22 protein-coding genes are annotated in these 23,946 nt (G+C 58.2%); 14 read left to right on the top strand and 8 right to left on the bottom strand.

Going from position 1 to position 23,946, the window contains the following annotated elements; translation table 11 throughout:
• Position 1 precedes the first annotated feature (1 nt).
• From prmC to kdsA, 4 genes are all read left to right on the top strand, one after another.
• Positions 2–850, top strand: coding sequence for a peptide chain release factor N(5)-glutamine methyltransferase (gene prmC / locus BLT77_RS07550; RefSeq protein WP_090364278.1), 849 nt, complete (start codon positions 2–4; stop codon positions 848–850).
• On the top strand, positions 850–1,233 hold the full coding sequence (locus BLT77_RS07545) for a SirB2 family protein (RefSeq protein WP_090364276.1): 384 nt from the start codon (positions 850–852) through the stop codon (positions 1,231–1,233). Before prmC ends, BLT77_RS07545 begins: the two co-directional genes overlap by 1 nt.
• Before the next feature lie 120 nt (positions 1,234–1,353).
• Positions 1,354–2,601, top strand: a complete 1,248-nt coding sequence (locus tag BLT77_RS07540) for a DUF819 family protein (protein WP_090364273.1) — start codon at positions 1,354–1,356, stop codon at positions 2,599–2,601.
• 32 nt (positions 2,602–2,633) lie between these two features.
• Positions 2,634–3,485, top strand: a complete 852-nt coding sequence (gene kdsA / locus BLT77_RS07535) for a 3-deoxy-8-phosphooctulonate synthase (RefSeq protein ID WP_090364270.1) — start codon at positions 2,634–2,636, stop codon at positions 3,483–3,485.
• Positions 3,486–3,539: 54 nt separating this feature from the next.
• Here kdsA and BLT77_RS07530 read toward each other — a convergent pair whose 3' ends face one another.
• On the bottom strand, positions 3,540–3,767 hold the full coding sequence (locus BLT77_RS07530; protein ID WP_090364267.1) for a hypothetical protein: 228 nt from the start codon (positions 3,765–3,767) through the stop codon (positions 3,540–3,542).
• 146 nt (positions 3,768–3,913) lie between these two features.
• Between BLT77_RS07530 and BLT77_RS07525 the strand changes: the two genes are divergently transcribed.
• The 4 genes from BLT77_RS07525 to rlmM are packed head-to-tail and all read left to right on the top strand — an operon-like array spanning position 3,914 to position 6,909.
• Positions 3,914–4,831, top strand: coding sequence for a transcriptional regulator GcvA (locus tag BLT77_RS07525; RefSeq protein WP_090364264.1), 918 nt, complete (start codon positions 3,914–3,916; stop codon positions 4,829–4,831).
• A gap of 10 nt (positions 4,832–4,841) precedes the next feature.
• Complete coding sequence (locus tag BLT77_RS07520) at positions 4,842–5,465, top strand: alpha/beta family hydrolase (protein ID WP_090364261.1); 624 nt, start codon at positions 4,842–4,844, stop codon at positions 5,463–5,465.
• 17 nt (positions 5,466–5,482) lie between these two features.
• Positions 5,483–5,848 (top strand): DUF423 domain-containing protein, encoded by a 366-nt coding sequence (locus tag BLT77_RS07515; protein ID WP_425431723.1) that lies wholly within the window; start codon positions 5,483–5,485, stop codon positions 5,846–5,848.
• On the top strand, positions 5,845–6,909 hold the full coding sequence (gene rlmM, locus BLT77_RS07510; protein WP_090364254.1) for a 23S rRNA (cytidine(2498)-2'-O)-methyltransferase RlmM: 1,065 nt from the start codon (positions 5,845–5,847) through the stop codon (positions 6,907–6,909). The genes BLT77_RS07515 and rlmM overlap by 4 nt, the downstream gene beginning before the upstream one ends.
• Before the next feature lie 58 nt (positions 6,910–6,967).
• Here rlmM and BLT77_RS07505 read toward each other — a convergent pair whose 3' ends face one another.
• Complete coding sequence (locus BLT77_RS07505; RefSeq protein WP_090364250.1) at positions 6,968–7,975, bottom strand: isocitrate dehydrogenase; 1,008 nt, start codon at positions 7,973–7,975, stop codon at positions 6,968–6,970.
• Between the two features lie 218 nt (positions 7,976–8,193).
• Between BLT77_RS07505 and BLT77_RS07500 the strand changes: the two genes are divergently transcribed.
• Positions 8,194–10,935 carry a S9 family peptidase gene (locus BLT77_RS07500; protein ID WP_090364247.1) on the top strand — a complete coding sequence of 914 codons (2,742 nt, stop codon included), beginning with the start codon at positions 8,194–8,196 and terminating at the stop codon, positions 10,933–10,935.
• A 58-nt stretch (positions 10,936–10,993) separates the two neighbouring features.
• On the opposite strand, the gene BLT77_RS07495 is transcribed toward BLT77_RS07500, so the two are convergent.
• The 5 genes from BLT77_RS07495 to BLT77_RS07475 form a co-directional block, all read right to left on the bottom strand.
• Positions 10,994–11,422 carry a DUF3192 domain-containing protein gene (locus BLT77_RS07495; protein WP_245709892.1) on the bottom strand — a complete coding sequence of 143 codons (429 nt, stop codon included), beginning with the start codon at positions 11,420–11,422 and terminating at the stop codon, positions 10,994–10,996.
• A 216-nt stretch (positions 11,423–11,638) separates the two neighbouring features.
• Positions 11,639–12,331 carry an SDR family oxidoreductase gene (locus BLT77_RS07490; RefSeq protein WP_090364244.1) on the bottom strand — a complete coding sequence of 231 codons (693 nt, stop codon included), beginning with the start codon at positions 12,329–12,331 and terminating at the stop codon, positions 11,639–11,641.
• A gap of 11 nt (positions 12,332–12,342) precedes the next feature.
• On the bottom strand, positions 12,343–13,110 hold the full coding sequence (gene xni, locus BLT77_RS07485; RefSeq protein WP_090364241.1) for a flap endonuclease Xni: 768 nt from the start codon (positions 13,108–13,110) through the stop codon (positions 12,343–12,345).
• Positions 13,085–14,458 carry a nucleotide 5'-monophosphate nucleosidase PpnN gene (gene ppnN / locus BLT77_RS07480; RefSeq protein WP_090364239.1) on the bottom strand — a complete coding sequence of 458 codons (1,374 nt, stop codon included), beginning with the start codon at positions 14,456–14,458 and terminating at the stop codon, positions 13,085–13,087. Before ppnN ends, xni begins: the two co-directional genes overlap by 26 nt.
• 99 nt (positions 14,459–14,557) lie before the next feature.
• Complete coding sequence (locus tag BLT77_RS07475; protein WP_090364237.1) at positions 14,558–16,114, bottom strand: GGDEF domain-containing protein; 1,557 nt, start codon at positions 16,112–16,114, stop codon at positions 14,558–14,560.
• A gap of 524 nt (positions 16,115–16,638) precedes the next feature.
• Between BLT77_RS07475 and BLT77_RS07470 the strand changes: the two genes are divergently transcribed.
• Complete coding sequence (locus BLT77_RS07470) at positions 16,639–18,414, top strand: M61 family metallopeptidase (protein ID WP_090364234.1); 1,776 nt, start codon at positions 16,639–16,641, stop codon at positions 18,412–18,414.
• Positions 18,415–18,477: 63 nt separating this feature from the next.
• On the opposite strand, the gene rdgC is transcribed toward BLT77_RS07470, so the two are convergent.
• Positions 18,478–19,392 (bottom strand): recombination-associated protein RdgC, encoded by a 915-nt coding sequence (gene rdgC / locus BLT77_RS07465; protein WP_090364230.1) that lies wholly within the window; start codon positions 19,390–19,392, stop codon positions 18,478–18,480.
• Between the two features lie 227 nt (positions 19,393–19,619).
• Between rdgC and BLT77_RS07460 the strand changes: the two genes are divergently transcribed.
• The 4 genes from BLT77_RS07460 (at position 19,620) to BLT77_RS07445 (ending at position 23,859) form a co-directional block, all read left to right on the top strand.
• Positions 19,620–20,546, top strand: coding sequence for a porin (locus BLT77_RS07460; RefSeq protein ID WP_090364227.1), 927 nt, complete (start codon positions 19,620–19,622; stop codon positions 20,544–20,546).
• Positions 20,547–20,691: 145 nt separating this feature from the next.
• Positions 20,692–21,381: a phosphate regulon transcriptional regulator PhoB gene (gene phoB / locus BLT77_RS07455; protein WP_090364225.1), complete on the top strand. Its 690-nt coding sequence runs from the start codon at positions 20,692–20,694 to the stop codon at positions 21,379–21,381.
• A gap of 100 nt (positions 21,382–21,481) precedes the next feature.
• Positions 21,482–22,783, top strand: coding sequence for a phosphate regulon sensor histidine kinase PhoR (gene phoR, locus BLT77_RS07450; protein ID WP_090364222.1), 1,302 nt, complete (start codon positions 21,482–21,484; stop codon positions 22,781–22,783).
• Positions 22,784–22,887: 104 nt separating this feature from the next.
• Positions 22,888–23,859 carry a PstS family phosphate ABC transporter substrate-binding protein gene (locus BLT77_RS07445; RefSeq protein WP_090364220.1) on the top strand — a complete coding sequence of 324 codons (972 nt, stop codon included), beginning with the start codon at positions 22,888–22,890 and terminating at the stop codon, positions 23,857–23,859.
• Positions 23,860–23,946 lie beyond the last annotated feature (87 nt).

Genomic DNA, 23,946 nt, shown 5'->3' with positions numbered 1-23,946 from the left:
GGTGCGCATTGATGCGGTGCTGGCGGCCGCTTATGACCGCCTGGAGGGCGTCAGCGACACCCCTCAGCTGGATGCACAGCTGCTGTTGTGTCACCTGCTGCAGAAACCGCGCAGTTTTCTGTACACCTGGCCGGACAAACCGCTGGCCGAGGCAGAGCGCCGTCAGTTTGAGGCGCTGCTGAGCCGTCGTCACAGCGGTGAGCCGGTGGCGCACCTGATTGGCGAGCGGGAGTTCTGGTCACTGCCGCTGGCGGTGAATCCCAGCACCCTGATCCCCAGGCCGGATACCGAGTCGTTGGTGGAGTATGTATTGTCACTGCCAATGGCTGAGGATGCCAGGGTGGTGGATCTGGGGACCGGAACCGGGGCCATCGCCCTGGCGCTGGCGTCGGAGCGGCCAAAATGGCGACTACATGCGGTGGATCGGATGGCTGAAGCGGTGGCTCTGGCCCGACGAAACCGTGATGCTCTGGGGTTGACGGTGGAGATTGAGCAGAGCGACTGGTATGACGCGCTGCAGGGCCTGCGCTTCGATGTGATTGTCTCCAATCCCCCCTATATCGAGCAGGATGACCCCCATCTGAGCCGGGGTGATGTGCGTTTTGAACCCCTGTCGGCATTGGTGGCGGCGGAGGATGGATTGGCGGACATTATTCACATTGTTGAAAATGGTCGTCTTTTCCTCAATGATGGCGGCACGGTGATCCTGGAACACGGGTATCGCCAGGGGCAGGCCGTTCGAGAGATTTTCACCCGTTTCGGGTATCAAGAGGTCGGCACCGGCCAGGATCTGGCTGGTCGCGATCGTTACAGTTTTGGCCGTTGGAATGCGGCCTCCAAGGAGAGTTAATGGACATTCTTTACCCGGGAGTCAAACACTTCCACATGCTGACTATTCTGCTCAGCGTCAGTCTGCTGACGGTGCGCTTTTTCTGGAGCATGACCGGCTCCGGTATGCTGCAGCGCAAGTGGGTGAAGATCACCCCGCACGCCGTGGACACGCTGCTGTTGCTGTCCGGGGCCAGCCTCTGTTTCCTGATTCAGCAGTTCCCCGGCAGCAGCCCCTGGCTGACCGAAAAGCTGCTGAGCCTGGTGGCGTACATACTGCTGGGTGTGTTTGCCATGAAGAGTCAGGGTAAGCTGCTTAAGGCTCTCGCTTTTCTGGGTGCACTGGGCTGGCTGGGGATGATCGCCAAGGTGGCGATGACCAAGACCCCGATCCTGATGAGTTAAGTGGAAACACAACCGTAAAGGCACGACGCCCTTAGGGGCCAGGGACACACGATGGCGCCGATGGCGCCATCGCAATAAAAGAAGCCGGCTGAGACTGGCGATAATAACAAAGAGGAAGTTATGCAACAGGTTATGTTTACCAACCCGGCCACGGTGCTGGGCATTTTGATGCTGGTTCTGGGGGCGGTGTTCTACACCCACCAGAGCCACCACCCGTTTTGGCGCAAGTTCTATTCCTTCGTTCCGGCGTTGCTGCTGTGTTATTTCATTCCGTCGCTGCTCAACAGCTTCGAGGTGATCGACGGATCGGACAACACCCTGTACTACGTGGCGTCGCGTTATCTGTTGCCAGCCAGTTTGGTGTTGTTGACCCTGAAGCTGGATCTGCGTGCCATTGCCCGGCTGGGCCCCAAGGCGATCATCATGTTCTTCACCGGCACCCTGGGCATCGTCATCGGCGCCCCCATCGCTCTGCTGGTGACCTCGGCCATGTTCCCGGATCTGTTGGGGGGCCACGGCCCGGATGCGGTTTGGCGTGGCATGACCACGGTGGCTGGCAGCTGGATTGGCGGCGGCGCCAACCAGACCGCCATGAAGGAGATCTACGGGGTCGGTGACACCATCTTCTCGGCGATGATCGCCGTCGACGTGATTGTCGCCAACCTGTGGATGGCGGTATTGCTGTTTATGGCCGGGCGCGCCAAGCGCATCGATGCCGGCAATGGCGCCGATGCCAGCGCCATTGAGGCGCTGAAAGAGAAGATGTCTCACTGGGAGGCGAATCACGCCCGCATTCCCCATCTGAATGACCTGATGTTTTTCTGTGCCATCGCCTTCGGGGTCACCGGGCTGGCGCATTTTGGTGCCGATCTACTGGCGCCCTATTTTGCCGACAACTATCCAGAGCTGCAGCGTTACAGCCTGCACTCCAAGTTTTTCTGGTTGATCGTGATTGCCACCACCGTCGGCATTGCTCTGTCCATGACCCGGGCGGCCAAGCTGGAGGAGGCGGGGGCGTCGAAAATCGGTTCGGCCTTTATCTATGTGCTGGTGGCCACCATCGGCATGCACATGGACATCAGGGCTATTATTGAGTCGCCGGTCTATTTCCTGCTGGGTGGCATCTGGATGCTGGTGCACGCCAGCCTGATGCTGCTGATGGCGAAATTGATTAAGGCGCCGCTGTTTTACATGGCCGTGGGCAGCCAGGCCAACGTCGGCGGCGCTGCCAGCGCGCCGGTCGTTGCCAGTGCCTTCCACCCCAGTCTGGCGCCGGTGGGCGTGCTGCTGGCGGTTCTGGGCTACGCTGTGGGGACGTACATGGCGTGGTTCTGTGGTCAGATACTGCAAACATTGGCAGTGGGGTAAGCCCTCTGCCCGGACAAGTGAAGAGAGTAGCTATGCAACATCGCACTATTGAAGTCGGAAAGATCGAGGTCGCCAACGACAAGCCGTTTGTGCTCTTTGGTGGCATGAACGTGCTGGAGTCCCGGGATATGGCCATGCAGGTCGCCGAGCATTATGTAGAGGTGACCAGCAAGCTGGGCATTCCCTATGTATTTAAGGCCTCGTTTGATAAAGCCAACCGCAGCTCCATTCACTCCTATCGCGGTCCGGGTATGGAGCAGGGATTGAGAATCTTTGAAGAGATCAAAGCCCAGTTTCAGGTGCCGGTGATCACCGACGTTCACGAAATTGAACAGTGTCAGCCGGTGGCCGAGGTGGCGGATGTGATTCAGTTGCCAGCGTTTTTGGCTCGTCAGACCGATCTGGTCAAGGCGATGGCCGATACCGGTGCCATCATCAATGTGAAAAAGCCGCAGTTTCTGAGCCCTGGGCAGATGAAAAACATCGTTGAGAAATTTAACGAATGCGGTAACGACAAGGTGATTCTGTGCGAACGCGGCAGCAACTTCGGCTACGATAACCTGGTGGTGGACATGCTGGGTTTCCGTACCATGAAGGAGTGCAGTGGCGGACTGCCGGTGATCTTCGATGTGACTCACTCACTGCAGTGCCGGGATCCTCTGGGGGCCGCCTCCGGTGGTCGTCGTCATCAGACCGTGGAGCTGGCCAAAGCGGGCCTGGCTACCGGGCTGGCTGGCTTGTTCCTGGAAGCGCATCCGGATCCGGATTCGGCCAAGTGCGATGGCCCGAGTGCCTTACCGCTGGCGGTATTGGAACCTTTCCTGGCGCAGATGAAGGCGCTGGATGACCTGATCAAGCATCAGCCTGACCTGGCCATCTCTTAACTGGGTGTCGCTCCTGCCGCCGTTGGCGGCAGGACTTCTTCCTTGCGACGCCAGTTACTCGGTGATGGTGCTGTTCGGGGCTGGCTGAGTCGCCAGCTCCAGAGTTTCTCCCACATCCATGCTGGCTTGCTGGCGCTGCATCTCTTGCATCTGTTGGTCCAGTTGCAACTCAATCTGCTGATGAATCTCAGCCACATCAAATTCTACGGCTTCTGGCTGTGCCAGTGGGTTGTGCATGGCAACGGCAACGACGGTTGGGATTAGCAGGCTTAAAGTAGTCATGTTCGGCCTCATAGTATGCCTAGGAAGAAGGTCTAAAGTCTGTTCGCTTTCGGGGTGAAAAATAGCCTCTCGGGATAGTGATAACAAACGATTTAATATAATATTCGGTATTAGAAAATCTTATCCGGTAACCTTGAGGAAACCCTATGTCCCGCCGTCTGCCTCCTCTCAACGCGGTTAAGGCGTTTGAAGCCGCTGCACGCAACCTAAGCTTTACTCGGGCAGCAGAAGAGTTATTTGTGACCCAGGCCGCAATCAGTCATCAGATTAAGGCGCTGGAGGAGTTTCTTGGATTAAAACTTTTCAGGCGTCGTAACCGCTCTCTGCTGCTCACAGAAGAGGGGCAAAGCTATTTCCTGGATATTAAAGATCTGTTTACCCAACTCAGTGATGCCACCGAACGGTTGCTGGCCCGAAGCGCCACCGGCTCGCTGACGGTGTCGTTGTCACCCAGTTTTGCCATTCAATGGCTGGTGCCGCGTCTGGCGCGATTTTCCGAGCTTCATCCCGAGGTGGACGTGCGCATCAAGGCGGTGGATATGGATGAGGGATCCTTGTCTGACGACGTTGATATCGCCATCTATTACGGCCGCGGCAAGTGGCCCGGCCTGCGGGCGGACAAACTGCGGGCGGAGAGCATGGTGCCGGTGTGTTCGCCCAAGCTGCTGTCCGGCCCCAAGCCGCTGCGGGAGATGGCGGATCTGAACCAACACACCCTGCTGCATGACATGTCCCGCCGCGACTGGAAGGCGTGGATGAAGCAGGCCGGAGTGGAACTGACCAATGTTAACCAAGGGCCGATTTTCAGCCATTCGTCGCTGGTGCTGCAGGCGGCCATTCATGGCCACGGGGTGGCACTGGGGTATTCGGTGCTGGCCCGGCCGGAGATCGAGGCCGGTCGTCTGGTGTGTCCGTTCAATCAGGTGCTGACCAGCAAGAACGCCTACTACCTGGTGTGCCAGGAGGGGCAGTCGGATCTGGGTAAAATCAGCGCCTTCAGGGAGTGGATGGTGGACACCTTCCGTCAAGAGACCCAGGCGGATCCGATTCCCGCTCCTGAGTAACAGAGGCAATATGATGATACGTCAAGACGGTAACCCCAACGCCCGCCACTACCTGTTGCTGGCCCATGGCAGCGGTGCCGGCATGGACCACCCCTTTATGGCCACCCTGGCTGAGGCGGTGGCGGGAGAGGATCTTTGCGTGATTCGTTATGAATTTCCCTATATGCAGACCATTCGGGCTACGCAAAAGCGCCGCCCTCCTGATAGAATGCCGCGCCTGCTGGAAGCGCTCGATGAGTGGGTGGCCCGTTACCGCCAGCCGGGGCGGGTGCTGGTGCTGGGGGGCAAGTCCCTCGGCGGCAGGGTATCGGCCCAGTGGGCACTGGAAAACCCCGTCGACGCCGTGGTGGCGCTGGGCTACCCGTTCCATCCGGTAGGTAAACCGGATCGCTGGCGGTTGGAGCCGGTGCAACAGGCGCGGGTGCCGATGCTGATTCTGCAGGGGGAACGGGATCCCTTTGGAAACCGTCAGGAGCTGTCCGAAGTGACACTGTCGCCGACGGTGCAGCTGAACTACCTGACCGATGGCGATCATGGCCTTAAGCCGAGAAAAGCCAGTGGGGTTACCGAAGCAGAGAATTTGAGCCGGGCGGCGCAGGCCTGCCGGCAGTTTATTTTGACGTTAGAGGCATAGAGATGCGGAGAATATTGATGGCGTGTGCCACCTTAGGCGGGTTGACCGCGACCGGGCTCGGGGCCTACGGCGCCCACGGACTGGCAAAAGTGGCGCCGCCGCACCTGGTGGAGAGCTTTAATACCGCAGTCATGTATCAGTTCTTCCATTGCCTGGCGTTGATGGCCATCGTGGTATGGATGGGGCAGAACGCGTCGCGGCTGCTTGGCTGGGCCGGTGCGCTGATGATCGCCGGTATGCTGGGCTTTAGCGGCAGCATCTACTCGCTGGTGCTGCTGGGCACCAAGGGCATTGGCATGATCACCCCGATGGGCGGCTTGCTGATGATGCTGGGTTGGTTGTTATTGTTCATTGCCGTGTGGCGATGGGAGAAAGTGAAATGAATACGGTGTTACTGCATTGCCGTCCCGGCTTTGAAAAGGAGTGCGCGGCTGAGATTCAGGACAGTGCCGCTACCCTGGAGGTGTTTGGTTTTTCCCGCCTGGAGGCCAATAGCGGCTTTGTGCTGTTTGAGTGCTACCAGACCGGTGACGCCGAGCGGTTGATCAACGAACTGGATTTCAGCCGTCTGATCTTTGCCCGCAGCTGGTTCTGCGTGGCGGGTCAGCTTAGTGACATGCCGCTGGGCGATCGGGTCGGTGCGGTGCTGGCGCACGCCAAGAGCCTGCCGAAAGCGGGCCTGTTATGGGTCGAGTCTGCCGACGGCGATGCCTATCGTCAGGTGCTGCCGTTTTGTAAGAAGCTGGCGGTGCCCATGCGTCAGGCGTTGCGTAAGCAGGGACTGCTGACCGCCAAAGAGAAAGACAAGATGCCCCGCATCCACATCTTCCTCACTGACAACCAGAATGGGTACGTGGGTTACAGCCGCTCAGACAACGGCTCGCCGTTCTTTATGGGCATTCCGCGCCTGAAATTCCCCAGTGAGGCGCCAAGCCGTTCGACTCTGAAGCTGGATGAAGCCTTCAATGTGTTCCTGAGTGAAGAGGAAGCCGAGGAGCGTTTGTGCGGCGGCCTCTACGGCGTCGATCTGGGTGCCTGTCCCGGCGGCTGGACCTATCAGTTGGTACGCCGTGGCATGTTCGTCTACTCGGTGGACAACGGTGCCATGGCCGACAGCTTGATGGAGACCGGTCAGGTAACCCACCTGGCGGAGGACGGTTTTAAGTACGTACCGGAAGATCCCCGCATTCACTGGATGGTCTGCGACATGGCCGACAAGCCTCACCGGGTGGCGGCGCGGATGGCGACCTGGATCATCGAGGGTTGGTGTAAAGAGACGGTATTTAACCTCAAGTTGCCGATGAAGCAGCGTTACCAGGCGGTGGCGGAATGCTTTGACGAGATGACGGCGATGCTGCGAAAGGCCGGGATTCGCTATGGCCTGCAGGCCAAACACCTGTACCACGATCGGGAAGAGATCACCGTACACCTGTATCGCCTGTAACCGGGCGATGAACAAAAAAAGGGGCCGGATGGCCCCTTTTTTGTGTGGCAAAAGCGAATTACAGACGTGCCAGAATGGCGTCGGTAAATTCGTTGGTGCCGGATTCGCCGCCGAGGTCGCGGGTGACGTGGTCGCCTTCGGCGATGGTGTCACGAACGGCGTCGCGGATACGACCGGCCTTATCGGACATGCCCAGATACTCCAGCATCTGGATGGCACCGAGCAGCAGTGCCGTCGGGTTAGCCAGGTTCTGACCGGCGATGTCGGGTGCGCTGCCGTGAACCGCTTCAAAGATGGCGGCGTCTTTACCGATGTTGGCGCCCGGGGCCATCCCCAGTCCGCCCACCAGGCCGGCACAGAGATCCGACAGGATGTCGCCAAACAGGTTGGTGGTCACGATCACATCGAACTGGCTGGGATCCATTACCAGCTTCATGCAGGTGGCATCGACGATCATCTCTTCAGACTGGATGTCCGGGTAGCGCTCACCCACTTCACGGGCCACTTTCAGGAACAGACCTGAGGTGGATTTCATGATGTTGGCTTTGTGAACCGCGGTGACCTTCTTGCGACCCTCTTTGCGGGCCAGTTCGTAGGCGAACGTGGCGATACGCTCGGCACCTTCACGGGTAATGATGCTCATCGCCTCGGCGGTTTCGCCGTCATTGGTCACCCGCTGACCGGCACCGGAGTACATCCCTTCGGTGTTCTCCCGGATGGTGATGATGTCGATGTCGTCGTAGCGGGCCTGGGTGCCCTTAAGGGACAGCACCGGCCGCACGTTGGCATACAGGTTGAACTTCTTACGCAGAGTCACGTTGATGGAGGTAAAGCCCTCGCCAATCGGCGTGGTCAGCGGACCCTTCAGAGTGACGCGGTTCTTCTCAATCAGGTTGAGGGTCTTTTGGGGCAGCAACTCGCCGTGTTTCTCCAGGGCGGTCAGCCCGGCGTCGGCAAATTCGTAGTTGAAGTCACAGCCGGCCTTATCCAGGACCTTGAGAGTGGCTTCGATGATATCGGGACCGATCCCATCTCCTGGGATTACCGTGATATTACGTTGAGACATGGATACATCCTTCCACAATGTCTGATTCCAAACCCTTGTGGTTTGCGTGCTGTCATTGGCAAGGCAAGGGATTCGGACTTAATGAGCCAGCCCCTCTATTTTGTGACAGAGACCGGGGGCTTTGTTAGCATAGTCGGGCGCCATCTTACCTTTTTTAACGCTGTGGTTACAGCTAGCGAAAGGTCGAAAGGAAGAATAATTCTATAAGGAGACCCCCCTTGAGGTTCTGGCATCCCCTGGCCGCTCTGACGTGGCTGGCCACCGCCACCGTCGTGGCTGCGCCCCTGTCATTGCAACAAATAATGAATTTTCAAACCCTTAAAGATCCAGTGATCGCCGACAACGGTCAGTGGGTGGCCTTTGTGGCTCAGCCCGATCGCGGCGAGCCACAGGGGCGGGTCCGCAGCCTCGGCGGCACCCTGTGGACGGTGGAGCGCGGCAGCGATCCCCTGCTCAGCACCGATGGTGCCTTTGCCCTGTTTGAGCGAAAGGCGCCACTGTGGGAGCGGGAAAATACCGGCAAGAAAAAGGCCGCCAAACTGGCGGTAGACAGCGTGCTGCTGAACACCAAAACCGGTGAGCAGCGGGTGTTTGAGGCGGTGACCAAGGCCGACTTCAGCAGCGACGGCCGCTACCTGGTGCTGCAGTTCAAGGCTGATGACAGCGACGAGGAGGCCAAGGAGCCTGAGGGCGATGAATCGGCGATCGACACCGACAAGCTGGGCACTCGGGCCCTGCTGCTGGATCTGCGTCAGGGCAGTGAACTGGCCCTGAACGACGTCAGCCATTTCGCTCTGGCCCGTGAGGCCAACGTGCTGGTGTACAGCACCAGCCACGGCGACGGCATCGCCAATGCGGTGGTGCGCCGGCAACTGGATAGCGGCAGCGATACCGTGCTGTGGCAGCGTCAGGACTGGGGGGCCGCCAGCCTGAGTATCGACGAAGCCGGCCAGCAGGTGGCCATGGCGGTTGCCTACCTGAAGGCGGATCAGCCCCATCAGCTGCCGCATGAGTTGTGGCTGGCGAGCGGGGCCAAACCCGGCAACCGGGTGGCGATGCCACAGGATGGCATGCTGGTTACCGAGCACAGCAAGTTGCATTTCAGTCGCGACGGTCAGCGACTGTTTGTCGGACGCCAGTTGCCGCTGCCGGAAGAGGAGGTGATTCAGGAGTTCGGTGATAACGCCTCGCTCACCGACGTGGACACCCTGTTGTCCCGGACCAGGCTGAACGTCTGGCACGGCGACGATCCCCGCATCAAGCCGAATGAAATTAAAGAGTACAGCAAGGCTCGCAAGCACAACTACGTCGGCGTGCTGCACATTGAGGATCAGCAATTTGTGCAGCTGGCGGACGCCGACCTGCCGGACGTGGAGGTGGCCGACAACGGCGGCTACCTGCTGGCCAGCAGCGACCGCCCCTACCTGAAGATGATCTCTTGGGCGGGCTTCTACCGGGACTGGTACCTGGTGAACCTGCACACCGGTGAGCGCCGCATGCTGGTCACCCAGGCCGGCAGTGACGATGAGCCGACGCTGGCCCCGGATGACAAGGCGGTGGCCTGGTATGTCCGTGGCCGCCTGTACTGGCACGACATCGCCAGCGGCAACAGTCAGTTGCTCAGTGGTGGCCCGAAAGCCGGCTTTGCCGATGAGGACCACGACTACCCGTCGCCGGCACCGGGTTATGGCTTTGGCCCCTGGCTCAGCGACGGCAACGGGGTGCTGGTGTACGACAAGTTCGACATCTGGCGTCTGGATGACGGCCGCCTGAGCCAACTGACCTCGGGACGACAGCAGCAATGGCAGTACCGGGCCATCGACACCGATCCCCGCGCCTACAGCCAGGATATGGCCACGCCGCTGCTGGTGCATGGTTATAACGACTTCGACAAGCGTGAAGGGGTGTATCGGCTCAACCTGACCTCAGGTGCGCTTCAGGCTGCCCAGCAGGGAGAGTACAAGTTGAGCTTTGTGGCTAAGGCACAAGACAGCGACACCCTGCTGTTCAGCAAGCAGCGCTACGACCTGTATCCGGACCTGCTGGCGACCGACAGCAAAGTGAGCCGTTTAACCGCGGTCAGTGAGCTGGGCAAGCAGTTGGATGATCTGTCCTGGGGCCAGGCACAGCTGGTGCACTGGCGCTCCAACGACAACCGGCCGTTGTCCGGTGTGGTGATTACACCACCGGGGTACCAAGGCGACAAACCCCTGCCAACGCTGGTGTACTTCTACCGCTTCATGAGTCAACGGTTGAATAATTTTCCGCAGATGGCACTGAATCACAGGCCGAACTTTGCCCAGTACGTCAATGACGGCTACGCCATCTTCCTGCCGGACATTCGTTTTGAAATCGGTCATCCGGGCCAGTCGTCGCTGTCATCGATGCTGCCCGGGGTACAGAAGATCATCGATCTCGGCATCGCCAAGGCCGACGCCATCGGCATTCAGGGTCACTCCTGGGCCGGCTACCAGGACGCTTACCTGATTACTCAAACCGATCTGTTTGCCGCCGCCGTTTCCGGTGCGCCGGTGAGCAACATGACCAGCGCCTACGGCGGCATTCGGCTGGGCACTGGCCTGACCCGCCAGTTCCAGTACGAGTCCGGTCAGTCGCGCATCGGCAAGACCCTGATGGAAGCGCCGCACCTGTACATCGAGAATAGCCCGCTGTTCCATGTGGATCGCATCAATACGCCCCTGGTGATCATGTTTGGTGATGAGGACGATGCGGTGCCTTACTCCCAGGGGGTGGAGCTGTATATGGCCATGCGCCGGGCCAGCAAGCCGGTGGTGATGCTGCAGTATGAAGGGGAGCCGCACCATCTTAAGCAGTATCCCAACAAGTTGGACTACAGCATCAAGATGAAGCAGTTTTTCGATCACTACCTCAAGGGCGCGCCTGCGCCCACTTGGTGGTCTGAAGGGGTGCCGTATCTGAAGGCCAGTCCCGCCGAATAGGCGGTGATAGCGGTAATAAAAAAAGCGCCCGACAGGGCGCTTTTTTTATTGCGGTTCATCAGTGGCTGGCGGAGGTCTGAAGTCGGTCTGCGTTTTGATAGCGGGCCACCGCCTGGTCACCGATGCCCACCAGTTCATTGGCCACAAACAGCAGCGGTGTGCACTCGTCCGGGGTGGTTTCGCCATCACTGCTGACATGGTGGGTGCGGTAGCGAATCAGCTGTACCTGGGTGCCGTCGACGATCTGGGCGTCATTGAAGTTGGGCGCGCCCAACTGCTGCAGCACCTCCTGCTTGCTGGTGCCCAGCGACAGGGTGGCGATGACCTGCTGATTCAGTTGCTGGCGATCTTCCCAATCCATGGCGTTGGCGTCTTCCGGGCTGGGTTCGTACAGGGCGATCAGCAGACCGGCAAAGATCAGGTAGCCACCGACGATCAGGCTGATGACTTTAAACATATTGGTGGACTTGGGACGACGGGCTTGCATGTTCACTTCCTTGAACGCGATGGATGTCTTGAACCGGGCCGCGAAAACGCGCCCCGCGCCAAGAGTATTACTTTAAACCCGAAGTGACAGCAATTCCAGCCCAGGATGTAAGGGGATATGGCGACAACCTGAGGCTGGGAGCGGTCGCTGGCGGGGGTGGCACCCTGGCTTCAGGCCGCCGGCCTGGGAGCAACAGGAAGGTGCGCCTCAGCCTGGCTACCAGGGCAGTTCGACACCGTCGTAATTGATGAACTTGCCGCTGTCGATCAGGGACAGTTGTTCCAGTACGTGGCGCATGCCCCGCACCGAGACTTCGGGGGTGATCAGGGCGTTGCTGCCGCCCATGGCGGTTTGTACCCAGCCCGGGTGGAACAGCACCACGCTGGTGCCCTGAGGTTGCAAGTCGATGGCCAGGCTCTTGCCGATGGCGTTCAGGGCCGCTTTGGAGGCGCGGTAAACGTAGCTGCCACCACTGCCGTTGTCGGTGATGGATCCCATCTTGGAGGAGAGCAGGGCTACCTTGGCGTCGCCGGCCAGATGAGGATGCAAGGCCTGGACCAGCAGCATAGGGGCGGTGACGTTGATCTTCATCACCTGTTCGAAATGATCCGCCTGATACTCACCCAGAGGCAACCCCTTGGGACCATAGACGCCAGCATTGCAGATCAGCCGGTCAAGCTTACGCTCCCCCAGATAGGCGCACAGATTGTCGAATTGTGCGGGTTCCCCCAGCTCCAGCGCCACCAGTTCCAGCTGATTCGGGTGGGACAATGCCAGTTGCTGCAGTGCGTCGGCCTGTTCCGGTTGACGGCAGCAGGCGATGACGGTATCACCGTGGGCCAGGGACTGACGACAAAACTCCAGGCCGATGCCGCGATTGGCTCCGGTGATCAACGTTAAGGTGGTCATGGAATGGATCCTTATGTTGTGGGGGCCGAAACCCGAAATTGAGTGAGGCTGGCGGACAGCGACAACTGGGTACGCAGCTTGGCTAACTTGTAGCTTAGCTGAGCCTGCTCATGGCCTTCAATCAGCTTTTGCCCCAGTTTGCCGTCGACGGTGCCCGGGGTAAACAGGGCCCGGATGGAGTGCTGGCTCAGCAGCTTGTGGGCGGTCTTGGCACCGATGCCGGCGATGCCGGGGATGCCGTTGCCACTGTCGCCGGCCAAGGACCAGTACTCCAGCATCCGCTCTGGCGGCATCTGGAAGCGGTCAAGAAAGTAGTCCCGATCCAGCCAGCACTGATCGAAGTGGTGCCATTGGCTGACGTTGTCGGAGTGCAGCTGCACGAAGCCTTTGTCGGTGGATGCCAGTATGACCCGGCCACCGCGGCGCTCGATCTTGTGGCACAGGGTGGCCATGACATCGTCCGCTTCGATGCCGTCGCAGGCCAGGGAGTGGATGCCCAGCTTGGCCAGGTTGGCCTTCAGGTTGGGCAGGGTGGTGGCCAGGGGCTCGGGCATGGGCGAGCGGTGTGCCTTGTAGTCGGGGGATAGGCTCTGGCGCCATTGGTGGCTGTTGTCGCCGTCCCACACCATGACGACATGGGTGGCCTGATGCTGCCGTACCATCTTCTGACAGGCGGCCTGGGTGCGTTGATACAGGGCATCGGTGTCGCCGTCGGGGACGGCGGCATAGATGCGTCTGACTAGGTTAAGGGCGTCAATGAGCAGAGCTGTGACGGGCATTGCGAATCTCGTAGCAGGGTTTGTAGGTACCATCGAGTTTCATTCTACCTTGACTGACAAAGGCTGCGAGTAATTTGTCCATCTTTTTCATAAACCTAGGATCACCTTGAAGCTGGAACGGGCCCCGTTGCCGAATCTGGGTGATCCCTTCCGGTTTGACGTTACCGGCGACAATGCCGGAGAACGCACGCCGCAGATCCGCTGCCAGCAGCGCATTATTGATCTGTGGCACCAGCTTGAGGTTGGCCATGGCATCGTGGTCCGGCTGGAACGGCAGCTGGAATTCCGGCTCGATCTTCAGTGACCAGTTGTAGGAGTAGGAGTCGCCCACGTCACGGCGGTACTGCTTGATCACCTCCATCTGTCGCTTCAGGTGCTGGGCGACCTCCACCGGGTCGTCGATGATGATTCGGTAGTGCTGTTGGGCTTCTTCGCCCAGAGTGGTGGCGATGAAGCGATCGATCTCCTCAAAGTAGTCGGCGCTCTCTTTGGGGCCGGTGAGGATCAGCGGCAGCGGGTGATCGTGGTTGTCGCGGTTGAGCTTAATGCCGATGAGGTACAGCAACTCCTCCATGGTGCCCACCCCGCCGGGAAAGATAATGATGCCATGGCCCAGGCGCACAAAAGCCTCCAGCCGTTTTTCGATGTCCGGCAGGATGATCAGTTCGTTGACGATCTGATTGGGTGGCTCGGCGGCAATGATCGATGGCTCGGTCAGGCCGACGAAGCGACCGTGATTGATGCGCTGCTTGGCGTGGGCGATGGCGGCGCCCTTCATCGGACCTTCCATGGCGCCAGGGCCACAACCGGTACAGATATTCAGATCCCGCAATCCCAGTTCGTAACCCACCTCCCGGGTGTACTGGAATTCGGTGCGGTTGATGCTGTGGCCGCCCCAGCAGACGATCATATTGGGTTCGGGCAGCAGTGGCAGGGCTTTGGCATTGCGCAGGGTTTCAAACACCACATTGGTGATGTGGTAGGAGTTGGTCAGGTTGATGTGTTTCAGGCTGTCGAGTTTGTCGCCGATGTAGAGGATGTCCCTCAGTACCGCAAACAGGTGCTCCTGAATACCGCGAATGATCTCGCCATCGACGAAGGCCTGAATTGGCGGGTTGTTCAGCTCCAGCTTGATGCCCCGCTCGCGGCGGAGAATGCGGATGCGAAAATCATGGAACATCTGGAACAGCTGGGTGCTGTCGTCGCTGTGGATGCCGGAAGCCAGCACCGCCAGTGAGCAGTTGCGGTAGAGCTGGTGAAGGTCTGAGGCGGCACTCTCCTGCAACCGCTCCACTTCCAGCTGAGACAGCTGCACCAGGCTTCCTCGAGGGCTAATCTGTACCTGCATGGGCACCTCCTTCATTTTTATTATCAGGGCAGCCCATTAAAAAAGGCCACCCATTGAGGATAGCCTTTATTTTTCAATGTTGTATCTAACCATTTGGAGTTAGTCGTCCAGCTCAACCTTATCTCTGCCCTGGCGCTTGGCCCGATACAGGGCGGCATCGGCGCGTTCAAAGGTCTCCTGGATAGTCTCGTTCGACCCCACCTTGGCGGCGCCAATGGAAACGGTGATGGACAGACGCTCATCGCGAAATTTAAATGGGATCGCCTTGATTCGTTCACGAATTCGATTGAGTACCTGCTGCACCTGCTCTTTATCCAGACCCGGCAACAGCACCACAAACTCTTCGCCACCATATCGAGCCACGAACTCCTCTTTGCGTAGGGAGTTCTTCAGGGCCATGGACACCACCTGCAGAGTTTTGTCACCGGTGGAGTGACCAAAGTTGTCGTTGATGCTTTTAAAGCGATCGATGTCGGCCACGGTCACCCACAGATCGTGACCGTAGCGTTTAAACTGTCGGTAAGAGCGTTTCAGCTGTTCATCCAGCGCCGCCCGGTTGGGGAGTTGGGTCAGGGCGTCTACCTGATTGAGGCGTTGCTGTTCAATCAGTTTGTCTTTGTAGCTGGCGGCTTCACTGGCCAGGGCGGAGATCTCGGCCTGCATCTTCTGCATGCTTTGCTTCATCGCCATAAACTCTTGCTGATCCTGATTGTCTCGTTTGCTCAACTGCTGGCGGATGAACGTCAGCTCGTTGATCACCTGAGTCTTCAGGGCAGACAATTCCTCGGCTTCGGCCACCTTTTCACTGAACTGGCCTACATGGCTATTCAGTTTCTGGTTGAATAATTTACTGGATTTGTAGCTGTTGCTGGAGGCTTGCCAATTTTCATTCATGGCCTGGCGAACGACCGACAGCGAATCGGTCAGGGCGGAGAGGAACTGCTGCGAGGCACTCTTCTCTTTGGCCATCTCGCCCACCAGGATGTTCAGTACCTGGCTGTAGGCTTCCAGCAGTTGATCCACCTGAACGTCACCACTGAGCATCGCCTTGATGGCATTGATCACTTCACCATGCTGGCCGGGAAATTCGATCTCCGCCAGCAGTTGCGACAGTTCGTGGGCCAGTTGCCGGTGTTTGGGGGTGGTCGGAATGCGGTCTTCTTTGGCCAAACGCTCCTGCAGCAGCTGTTCGTAGTACTTAACCAGTTTCTCGACCCGGGGGATGATCTCCCACACCGTGTGAATCGGCTTCTGGATATCCAGTTGGTAGTATTTGAGTTCCCGCTTCAGTTTGTCGGGAATGCCGCTGAGGCTGGAGAGCTGGCGAGCCAGCTGCTGCATCGCCTGCTGGTTGTGTTCGATGTCACGCTGGGTGTTTTGATACTGAGTTTGCAGGGCGCGGCTGAGTTCACCCATCTCCGGCAGGGCGGTATCCAGGTTACTGGTGTCGGACAGCAGATGACGGATTTTGGCCAGACGGTTGTCCAGCTCCAGATTCTGTCCTTTGCAGCACAGGCCCAGGCGCATGGAAAATTGAATCAGTCCCTGAAGCTGTTTTGCACGTACGTCTTCGAGCTCCTGATACTCATCGCGTACTTTATCTAGCTTTTTCTGCATATGCTCCAGCTGAGATTTGGCGTCAGTGACCATATTCATTTACGTTGCTACCTTCAATCCGGCGAGCCCTAGTTACTTCTTTAGTCTCAATTGTTATTCGGGCTGTTAGATGTATCGTAACTTCTTTGGTTATAAGTGCAAGCGCCCAAGGGATAAAGGGATTCTTTATTTCTACATTGTGAGTTTAAGTGCTCTTTATGTTTGTAGTTAACCTCGAATAATCCTCCGGCAGGGTGGCTATGTTTGTGATCATTCTCTTAATAAGTTTCTAATTTCACCCATATGTTCCAATTTTTGGCGCTATTGGTCGGTATTGGTCGGATTTGGCAAATGGCAGAGGCGAGGTCGTCAGACGCAGTCGTCACTGACTCATTCCATTTAGCTAAATTGCAGCCAGCCCTTAAATAAACATTAAAAATCCGCAAGGCCAGTTTTTGACCGCCGCTTGAGACGGTTTAGTTATTCACAACGTTTATTCATGTCGTTGCCGAGATTAAATCCATCGCCGGAGTTGTTATACTTGAGGGCTGTTCAGGAGAGCGATAACGATAACAAGGACAACTATGCACTACCTCTTTGTACTCTTACTCGGGTTGCTGATGCTTCCGCCCTCATCACTGGCGGCACCGGTGAACTATCGACTGGCCATCACCCAGCCCCAACATCATCTGGCCGACGTAGAGGTGCAGTTCCCGAAGGCAAATGGCGACACCTTGACGCTGCAGATGCCCAACTGGCGTACGGGACGCTATCAGTTGCTGCCGTTGGCCGACGGCGTGCGGCGGCTTCAGGTGGTTGATGCCCAGGGACGCCCGCTGGAGTGGCAGAAGGTGGCCCGCGGCAGCTGGCGGGTTTCTCTGACGGCCCCCACTCAGGTGACGGTTCGCTACCAGCTGTACGCCAACGAACTGGGGGATCGCTCCCGCCATATCGATGACAGTCATGGCTTTCTGGATGCATCGGCGGTGTTTATGTACAGTCCCGAGTTTCGTGACCAGCCCTTGCGGGTCGAACTGAGCGTGCCCGAGGCGTGGCGCAGTGTTTCCGGCATGCACAGTCCGGCTCCTCACCAGTTTGTGGCCGATAACTACGATGTGCTGGTGGACAGCCCTATCGAGACCGGAGTGCACCAGTCGGTCTCTTTTATGGTGGACGGCCGCGACTATCAGGTGCTGTTCTGGGGCGAGGGCAATTACGACGTGGATGCCATCGTCGATGATCTGCGGCGCCTGGTGGCGGAGGGCGCGGCGCTATGGGGCGGATACCCCTATGAGCGCTATGTGTTTATGATTCATGCCACCAGCGGCGTCCGCGGTGCCACCGAGCACCTGAACTCGACGGTGATTCAGCGCACTCGCAACAGCTTTAGGAAGCGGGAAGAGTATCTGCCGTTTATTGCCACCGCCTCCCATGAATTTGTGCACACCTGGAACGTCAAAGCCTACCGGCCGGCGGGGCTGACGCCTTATGACTATCAGCAGGAGAACTACACTCGGCTGTTGTGGTTGGCCGAAGGCTCCACCAGCTATTTTCAGAACCAGTTGTTGCTTAGAGCCGGGGTGATCACTATCGAGGAGTTTTTGCAGGATGTTGCCCGTCGCATCGAGCGCAGTGAGCAGACTCCTGGACGGCAGTGGCAAAGCGTGGCGGACGCCAGTTTCAACGAGTGGATTGCCACCGGCGGCGATTACGCCCGTAACCACAGCGTCAACATCTATTCGGAAGGGTATCTGGCCTCCTGGGCACTGGATTTGGCGATCATCGACCGCACTGGCGCCGATAAGAGCTATCGGGATCTGCACCGCTACCTGTATCAGAACCACCGCCTGCCGGCCGGGTTTACCGAGCAGGATGTCAAAGACGGCTTACGCTTGCTGACCGGCAGCAGTTTTGAATCCTGGTGGCGGCAGGCCATCGATGCTCCGAGCGTCCTGGAGTTTGATGCCATGCTGGCCCAGGTGGGGTTGCAGCGTAAAGCGTCGGATGAGGATGAGGTGGCGGAACTGGGCATCCGTGTCAGCGACGATGAGGGGTTGGCGACCGTGACCCATGTGCGTCGTGAGGGTCCGGCCTGGCAAGCCGGAGTGACGACCGAAGATCGGGTGGTGGCTATCAATGGCATGAGGGTACCCGAGTCTCAGTGGCAGGATCGACTGGCGGAGTTGCCTCTGGATGCACCGGTGTCGCTAACGCTGTTCCGCCGTGATCGGTTGATGACGTTGTCGTTGACGCCGGAGCGGCGGCAACCGGGCAAACTGGTGCTGGAAGCCCAAGCCAGCGTCAGCCCCGCGCAGAAGGCGGCGTTTCGAGCCTGGGCTGGCATCGACTGGCCCTACTAACCGGAGCCTCAGCCAATAAAAAAGGGCAAGCCGTCGGCTTGCCCTTTTTTGTTACTCTGGTGATCAGCTGTCCTGCTGCTCCTGTCCCCCCAGAGCCGCGAACAGATCGGGCAGGAAGCCGGTCAGTTCCCCGCACATCAGGGCAAAATCGGCATCCAGTCGGGCGGCCAGCTCCTCTTTTTCAAACTCGCTGTTCTGGTCGCGAATCTCCTCGCTGAATTTCAGACGCTTTACCGACAGGTCACTCTGCAATACCAGAGACAGCACATCCCGGTACTCCAGCGCCACCTTGGTGACCTCCATCCCTTGTTGGATATGGGCAGCGACTTCGTCGCTGTCCAGCGCCAGCTGTTTCAGAGTGACGCTGCCGCCATCTTCCAACGGGCTTTTCAGGGTGGCTTCGTCCAGCAGGGTGAAGCCTTCGCCGACGTGATTCTTGGTGACCCACTCGGTCATCTTCTCTTCCGGCAGGGCGGTCATGCTGACCGGAGCGATGGGCAGAGAACCGATGGCTTTGCGCAACAGGCTCAGCAGCTCTTCCGCCTTGTTGTGGCTGGTGGCTTCGACCACGACCAGTTGTAGTGGCGCCAGCACCAGGGCGCGGGTGCGGCTCTTGCGGCTGAAGGCGCGGGGCAGCAGGGTATGAACAATCTCATCCTTGATGCCGTCTTTCTCCTTCTTGGTGACTTTGCGTCCCTGCTCATCTTCGATGAGGCTGACTTTCTGCTCCATCTCCTCGCGGATCACCGATGCCGGCAGCATCTTTTCCTCTTTCTCGATGGCCAGAAGCAGGTTGCCCTGAGCGGAGTGCACCAGACTCTCCCCCACCTTGCCCAGGGGCTTAACGAAGCCCAGCTTACTGATGTCCTGGCTGCCCGCCGGCGTGAAGATAAAGGGTTCCAGCTGCTTTTCCAGCGCGTCGGCATCCCACTCCACCGGCTTGGTGAGACGGTAGAGAAGCAAATTTTTAAACCACATGGTGTTGTCCTGTTTCAGGCGGGTTGGATGGCTGGGCAGTGTATTGAGTTCTTATTCCAGTGGCAACCCAAAGCCGGGTTGTGGCCGTTGCCGATTTCGCAACGCCGCCTTCGAATCCCGCTCATTAGAAAGTGAAATGCTATTGAAACACGCAATAAATCTGTCACATGTCGCTGGCACACTGCGGCCAATTAAAAAGCAAATCCTACGTTTAAAGGAAAACTGAGATGAACTTGATCAAACCCTCTGTCATTGCCGCCGTGATCGCTTCTGCCCTGCCTGTGACTGCCGCTGCCGCTGACCCTGTTACCGTTTACGGTAAGCTGAACGTATCCGTGGACGCGTTCGATGTGGATGGTGACAGCACCACCGGCGTTCACTCCAACGCCTCTCGTCTGGGGGTCAAGGGGGCGTTTGAACTGGGCGCCGAACTGGAAGCGTTCTACACCATCGAGTACGAAGTGAACACCAGCGATGAAGACAAGGACAACTTCGAGGCCCGTAACCAGTTTGTCGGCCTGCGGGGGGTGTTTGGTGAAGTGTCTTTGGGCCGCAACGACACCATGCTGAAGAAATCTCAGGGCAAGGCGGATCTGTTTGGAGACCTGCAGGGGGACATTAAGCACCTGTTCAAGGGTGAAAACCGTATGGAACAGACCGTTACCTACCTGTCGCCTTCGTTTGCCGGCATCAAGTTCGGCGCCACCTACGTTGCCGAAGAGTCCGGCAGCCAGAAGAACGGCGACGACGGCTTCTCCGTCGCCGCCCTGTACGGCGATGCCAAGTTGAAGAAGTCTGCCTTGTTCGCTTCCGTTGCCTACGACACCGACGTTAAGGGCTTCGACAGCATCCTGCGGGCCACGGTTCAGGGCAAAATCGGCGATCTGAAACTCGGGGCGATGTACCAGGACCAGGAGCAAGCGGGTAAAGACAGCACGGACGGTTTCATGGTCAGTGCCGGCTACCAGTTGTCCGCGGTGACCCTCAAGGCTCAATACCAGGACATGGACACCAAGGGGGAAGCGATCTCTGCGGGGGCCGACTACAAGCTGGGTAAGCCAACCAAACTGTTCGCCTACTACACCCAGCGCGACCTGGAATCCGCCAACAGCGCGGATGACTACTTCGGCATCGGCCTTGAGCACAAATTCTGAGGATGGCGACGGTGGCAGTGTAGCGCACTGAAAAGGGGCCTTTAGGCCCTTTTTTTATTGAACCCGGCTGTCACCCAGTCATATTTCTGTCATATCATTGACCCATAATCACCTCAGTTTTTTCAGAGGAAGGACAGTGAAGGAAATGACTGCCCGCATCTTAATTGTTGAAGATGAATCTGCCATCCGTGACATGCTGACCTTTGTGTTAGAGCAACATGGCTTTCAAACTGTAAGTGCCGAGGATTTCGAACAGGGAGTTCAAAGACTGGCCGAGCCCTACCCGGATCTGGTGTTGCTGGACTGGATGCTGCCGGGAGGCAGCGGTATCCAGCTGGCCAAGCAGGTGCGCGGTCAGGAGCACACCCGCCGAATCCCCATCATCATGCTGACCGCCCGTGGTGAGGAGGAGGATCGGGTCCGTGGTCTGGAAGTGGGCGCCGACGATTACATCACCAAACCGTTTTCTCCTAAGGAGTTGGTGGCCCGCATCAAGGCGGTGCTCAGGCGCAGTGCGCCGACCCGGCTGGAGGAAGTGATTGAGGTACAAGGTCTCAAGCTGGACCCGGTCAGCCACCGGGTCAGTGTCGATGAGAGCCTGCTGGAGATGGGCCCGACTGAGTTCCGGTTACTGCACTTCTTTATGACTCACCCGGAGCGGGTCTACAGCCGCGAGCAGCTGCTGGATAACGTCTGGGGAACCAACGTGTATGTGGAAGATCGCACCGTCGACGTGCACATTCGCCGTCTGCGTAAGGCGATTCAGCTTAATGGTCACGACAGCCTGATTCAGACCGTTCGTGGAGCCGGCTACCGGTTCTCTACCAAGGGGTAACCGGTTGCCATAGAGATTGACCCATTGCGACGACAGCGTTAGCTTCGAGGCAATGGGTTTTTCGTTTCAGGACGCGTCACTCAACAAGGCTATTGACTGAATGTTTGAAGAGTACTCAGGTTACCGACTCGCCGGCCGTCTGGCTATCTGGTTCTCACTGTGGGGACTGGTGGGGCTGTTGTTGGACCAGGTCACCCTGCTGTTGCTGATCGGTACCTGGGTACTGCTGGGATACCACTATCGCCATCTGGCGCGGCTGGCCCACTGGTTGTGGAAAGATCGTCGCCTGACTCCGCCCCACGGCACTGGCAGCTGGGAACCGATCTTCAATGGCATCTACCGGCTGCAGGGGAAAAATCGCCGGCGTCGTTCGCAACTGGCACGACTGTTGTCCCGTTTCCGTGAGGGGGCTGAGGCCCTGCCCGATGCGGCGGTGGTGATGGGCCACGAGGGGCAGATCGCCTGGTGCAACAAGTTGGCGGAGCTGCACCTGGGGATTCACTGGCCTCAGGATGCGGGTCAGCGGATTGACAACCTGATTCGCTATCCGGCGTTTTCCAGCTACCTGCACAGCAACCAGTATGACGATCCCATTGAGATGACCTCGTCGGCGTCGGAATCCCGGCTGCTGGAGATTCGAATCATGGCCTACGGCGACAACCAGAAACTGCTGCTGGCCCGGGACGTAACCCGGCTGCGGCAACTGGAGGAGATGCGCCGGGATTTTGTGGCCAATGTGTCCCATGAGTTGAAGACGCCATTGACTGTGCTGCAGGGCTACCTGGAGATGATGGCCATGTCGCCGGCCATGGACGAAAAGCAGGTATCGGCGATGACGGATCAGACCCAGAGGATGAAGAGCCTGGTGGATCAACTGCTGACGCTGTCGAAGATTGAAGTGTCGACCCAGGTGGATCCGGAACACAGAATCGACATGACCGAGGTACTGAACCAGGTCCATGATGAAGCGCTGGCGTTGTCGGCGGGTAAGCATCAACTGGTGCTGGATATTGATCCCGGGCTGCATATGTACGGTGATGAACTGCAGATTCGCAGCGCCTGTGCCAACCTGGTACAAAACGCCGTGCACTATTCGCCGGCGGGTACCGAGGTTCGAATCAGTTGGCGCCGCCTTGGCGACGTGGGTCGTTTCGAGGTGCAGGATTGCGGTGAAGGGATTGCGCTGGAGCATATTCCCCGGCTTACGGAGCGATTCTACCGGGTCGATAGGGCTCGCTCCCGCCAGACCGGCGGCAGTGGCCTGGGACTGGCCATTGTTAAGCACGCCCTGAGTCATCACAACAGCCAGTTGGACATCCACAGCACTCCGGGTAAGGGAAGTCGCTTTGGCTTTTCCATTCCCGCCAACCTGATTGTGGTCCAACAGACTGAAAAGGCATGACTGTCATTTATGGATCATGTCGCAGTCACATAAGTGTCATCTTCGCGGTCGATACTGGCAGCCGTCAACGAAACCTGATTACGAAAAATACTGGAGTAATCCAAATGAAAATCAAACAACTTGCTAGTGCACTCGGCTTTGCTGCAGCCACCCTTTTCGCTTCGGCTACCTCTGCGGCCATCGATCCGGCCCTGGCAACCTACCAAAAGACCAGCGGTGTCTCTGGTAATTTTTCCTCTGTGGGTTCCGATACCCTGGCGAACATGATGACCCTGTGGGCGGAAGAGTTTAAGCGCCTGTACCCCAACGTGAACCCCCAGATTCAGGCCGCCGGCTCCTCAACGGCGCCACCGGCCCTGACCGAAGGCACCTCCCAGTTCGGCCCGATGAGCCGTAAGATGAAGCCAAACGAGGAGGAAGCCTTTGTGAAGCGCTTCGGCTATAAGCCAACGCCGGTACGCGTTGCCATCGACGCCCTGGCGGTGTTTGTTCACAAGGACAACCCCATTGACGGTTTGACCATCAAGCAGGTGGATGGCATCTTCTCCTCCACCCGCAAGTGTGGCGGCAAGGATGTGAACCGTTGGGGCGACCTGGGCCTGAGTGCCAGTTGGTCCGGCAAAGACGTGCAGCTGTACGGTCGTAACTCGGTATCCGGTACCTACGGCTACTTCAAGAAAAAAGCCCTGTGTAAAGGAGACTTCAAGGCCAGTGTCAACGAACAGCCCGGTTCCGCTTCCGTGGTCCAGTCTGTGTCCACCAGCCTCAATGCCATCGGTTACTCCGGTATCGGCTACAAGACCGCAGGCGTCAAAGCGGTGCCGCTGTCCAAGAAGGGCGGCAAGTTCATCGAAGCGTCCACTGCCAACGCCGCCAACGGCAGCTACCCTTTGAGCCGTTACCTGTACGTGTACGTGAACAAGCACCCCAACAAAGACCTGGATCCAATGACTCAGGAGTTCCTGAAATTTGTACTGTCCAAGCAGGGCCAGACCATCGTCGACAAAGACGGTTATGTGCCACTGCCTGAGGTGGTGGTTGCCAAGGACATGGCCAAGTTGGGCATCAAGCTGTAACGCTCGCCGAAGCCGAAAAAAACCGCCATAAGGCGGTTTTTTTGTGTTCTGTCCCAAGTGGTACCAAGGCCATCAACGCCGGCTCCG

The organism is Ferrimonas sediminum, from assembly GCF_900100175.1.
GTDB lineage: Bacteria > Pseudomonadota > Gammaproteobacteria > Enterobacterales > Shewanellaceae > Ferrimonas > Ferrimonas sediminum.
The sequence above is the reverse complement of the archived record's forward strand: the minus strand, read 5'-3'. Positions and strand labels throughout refer to the sequence as shown.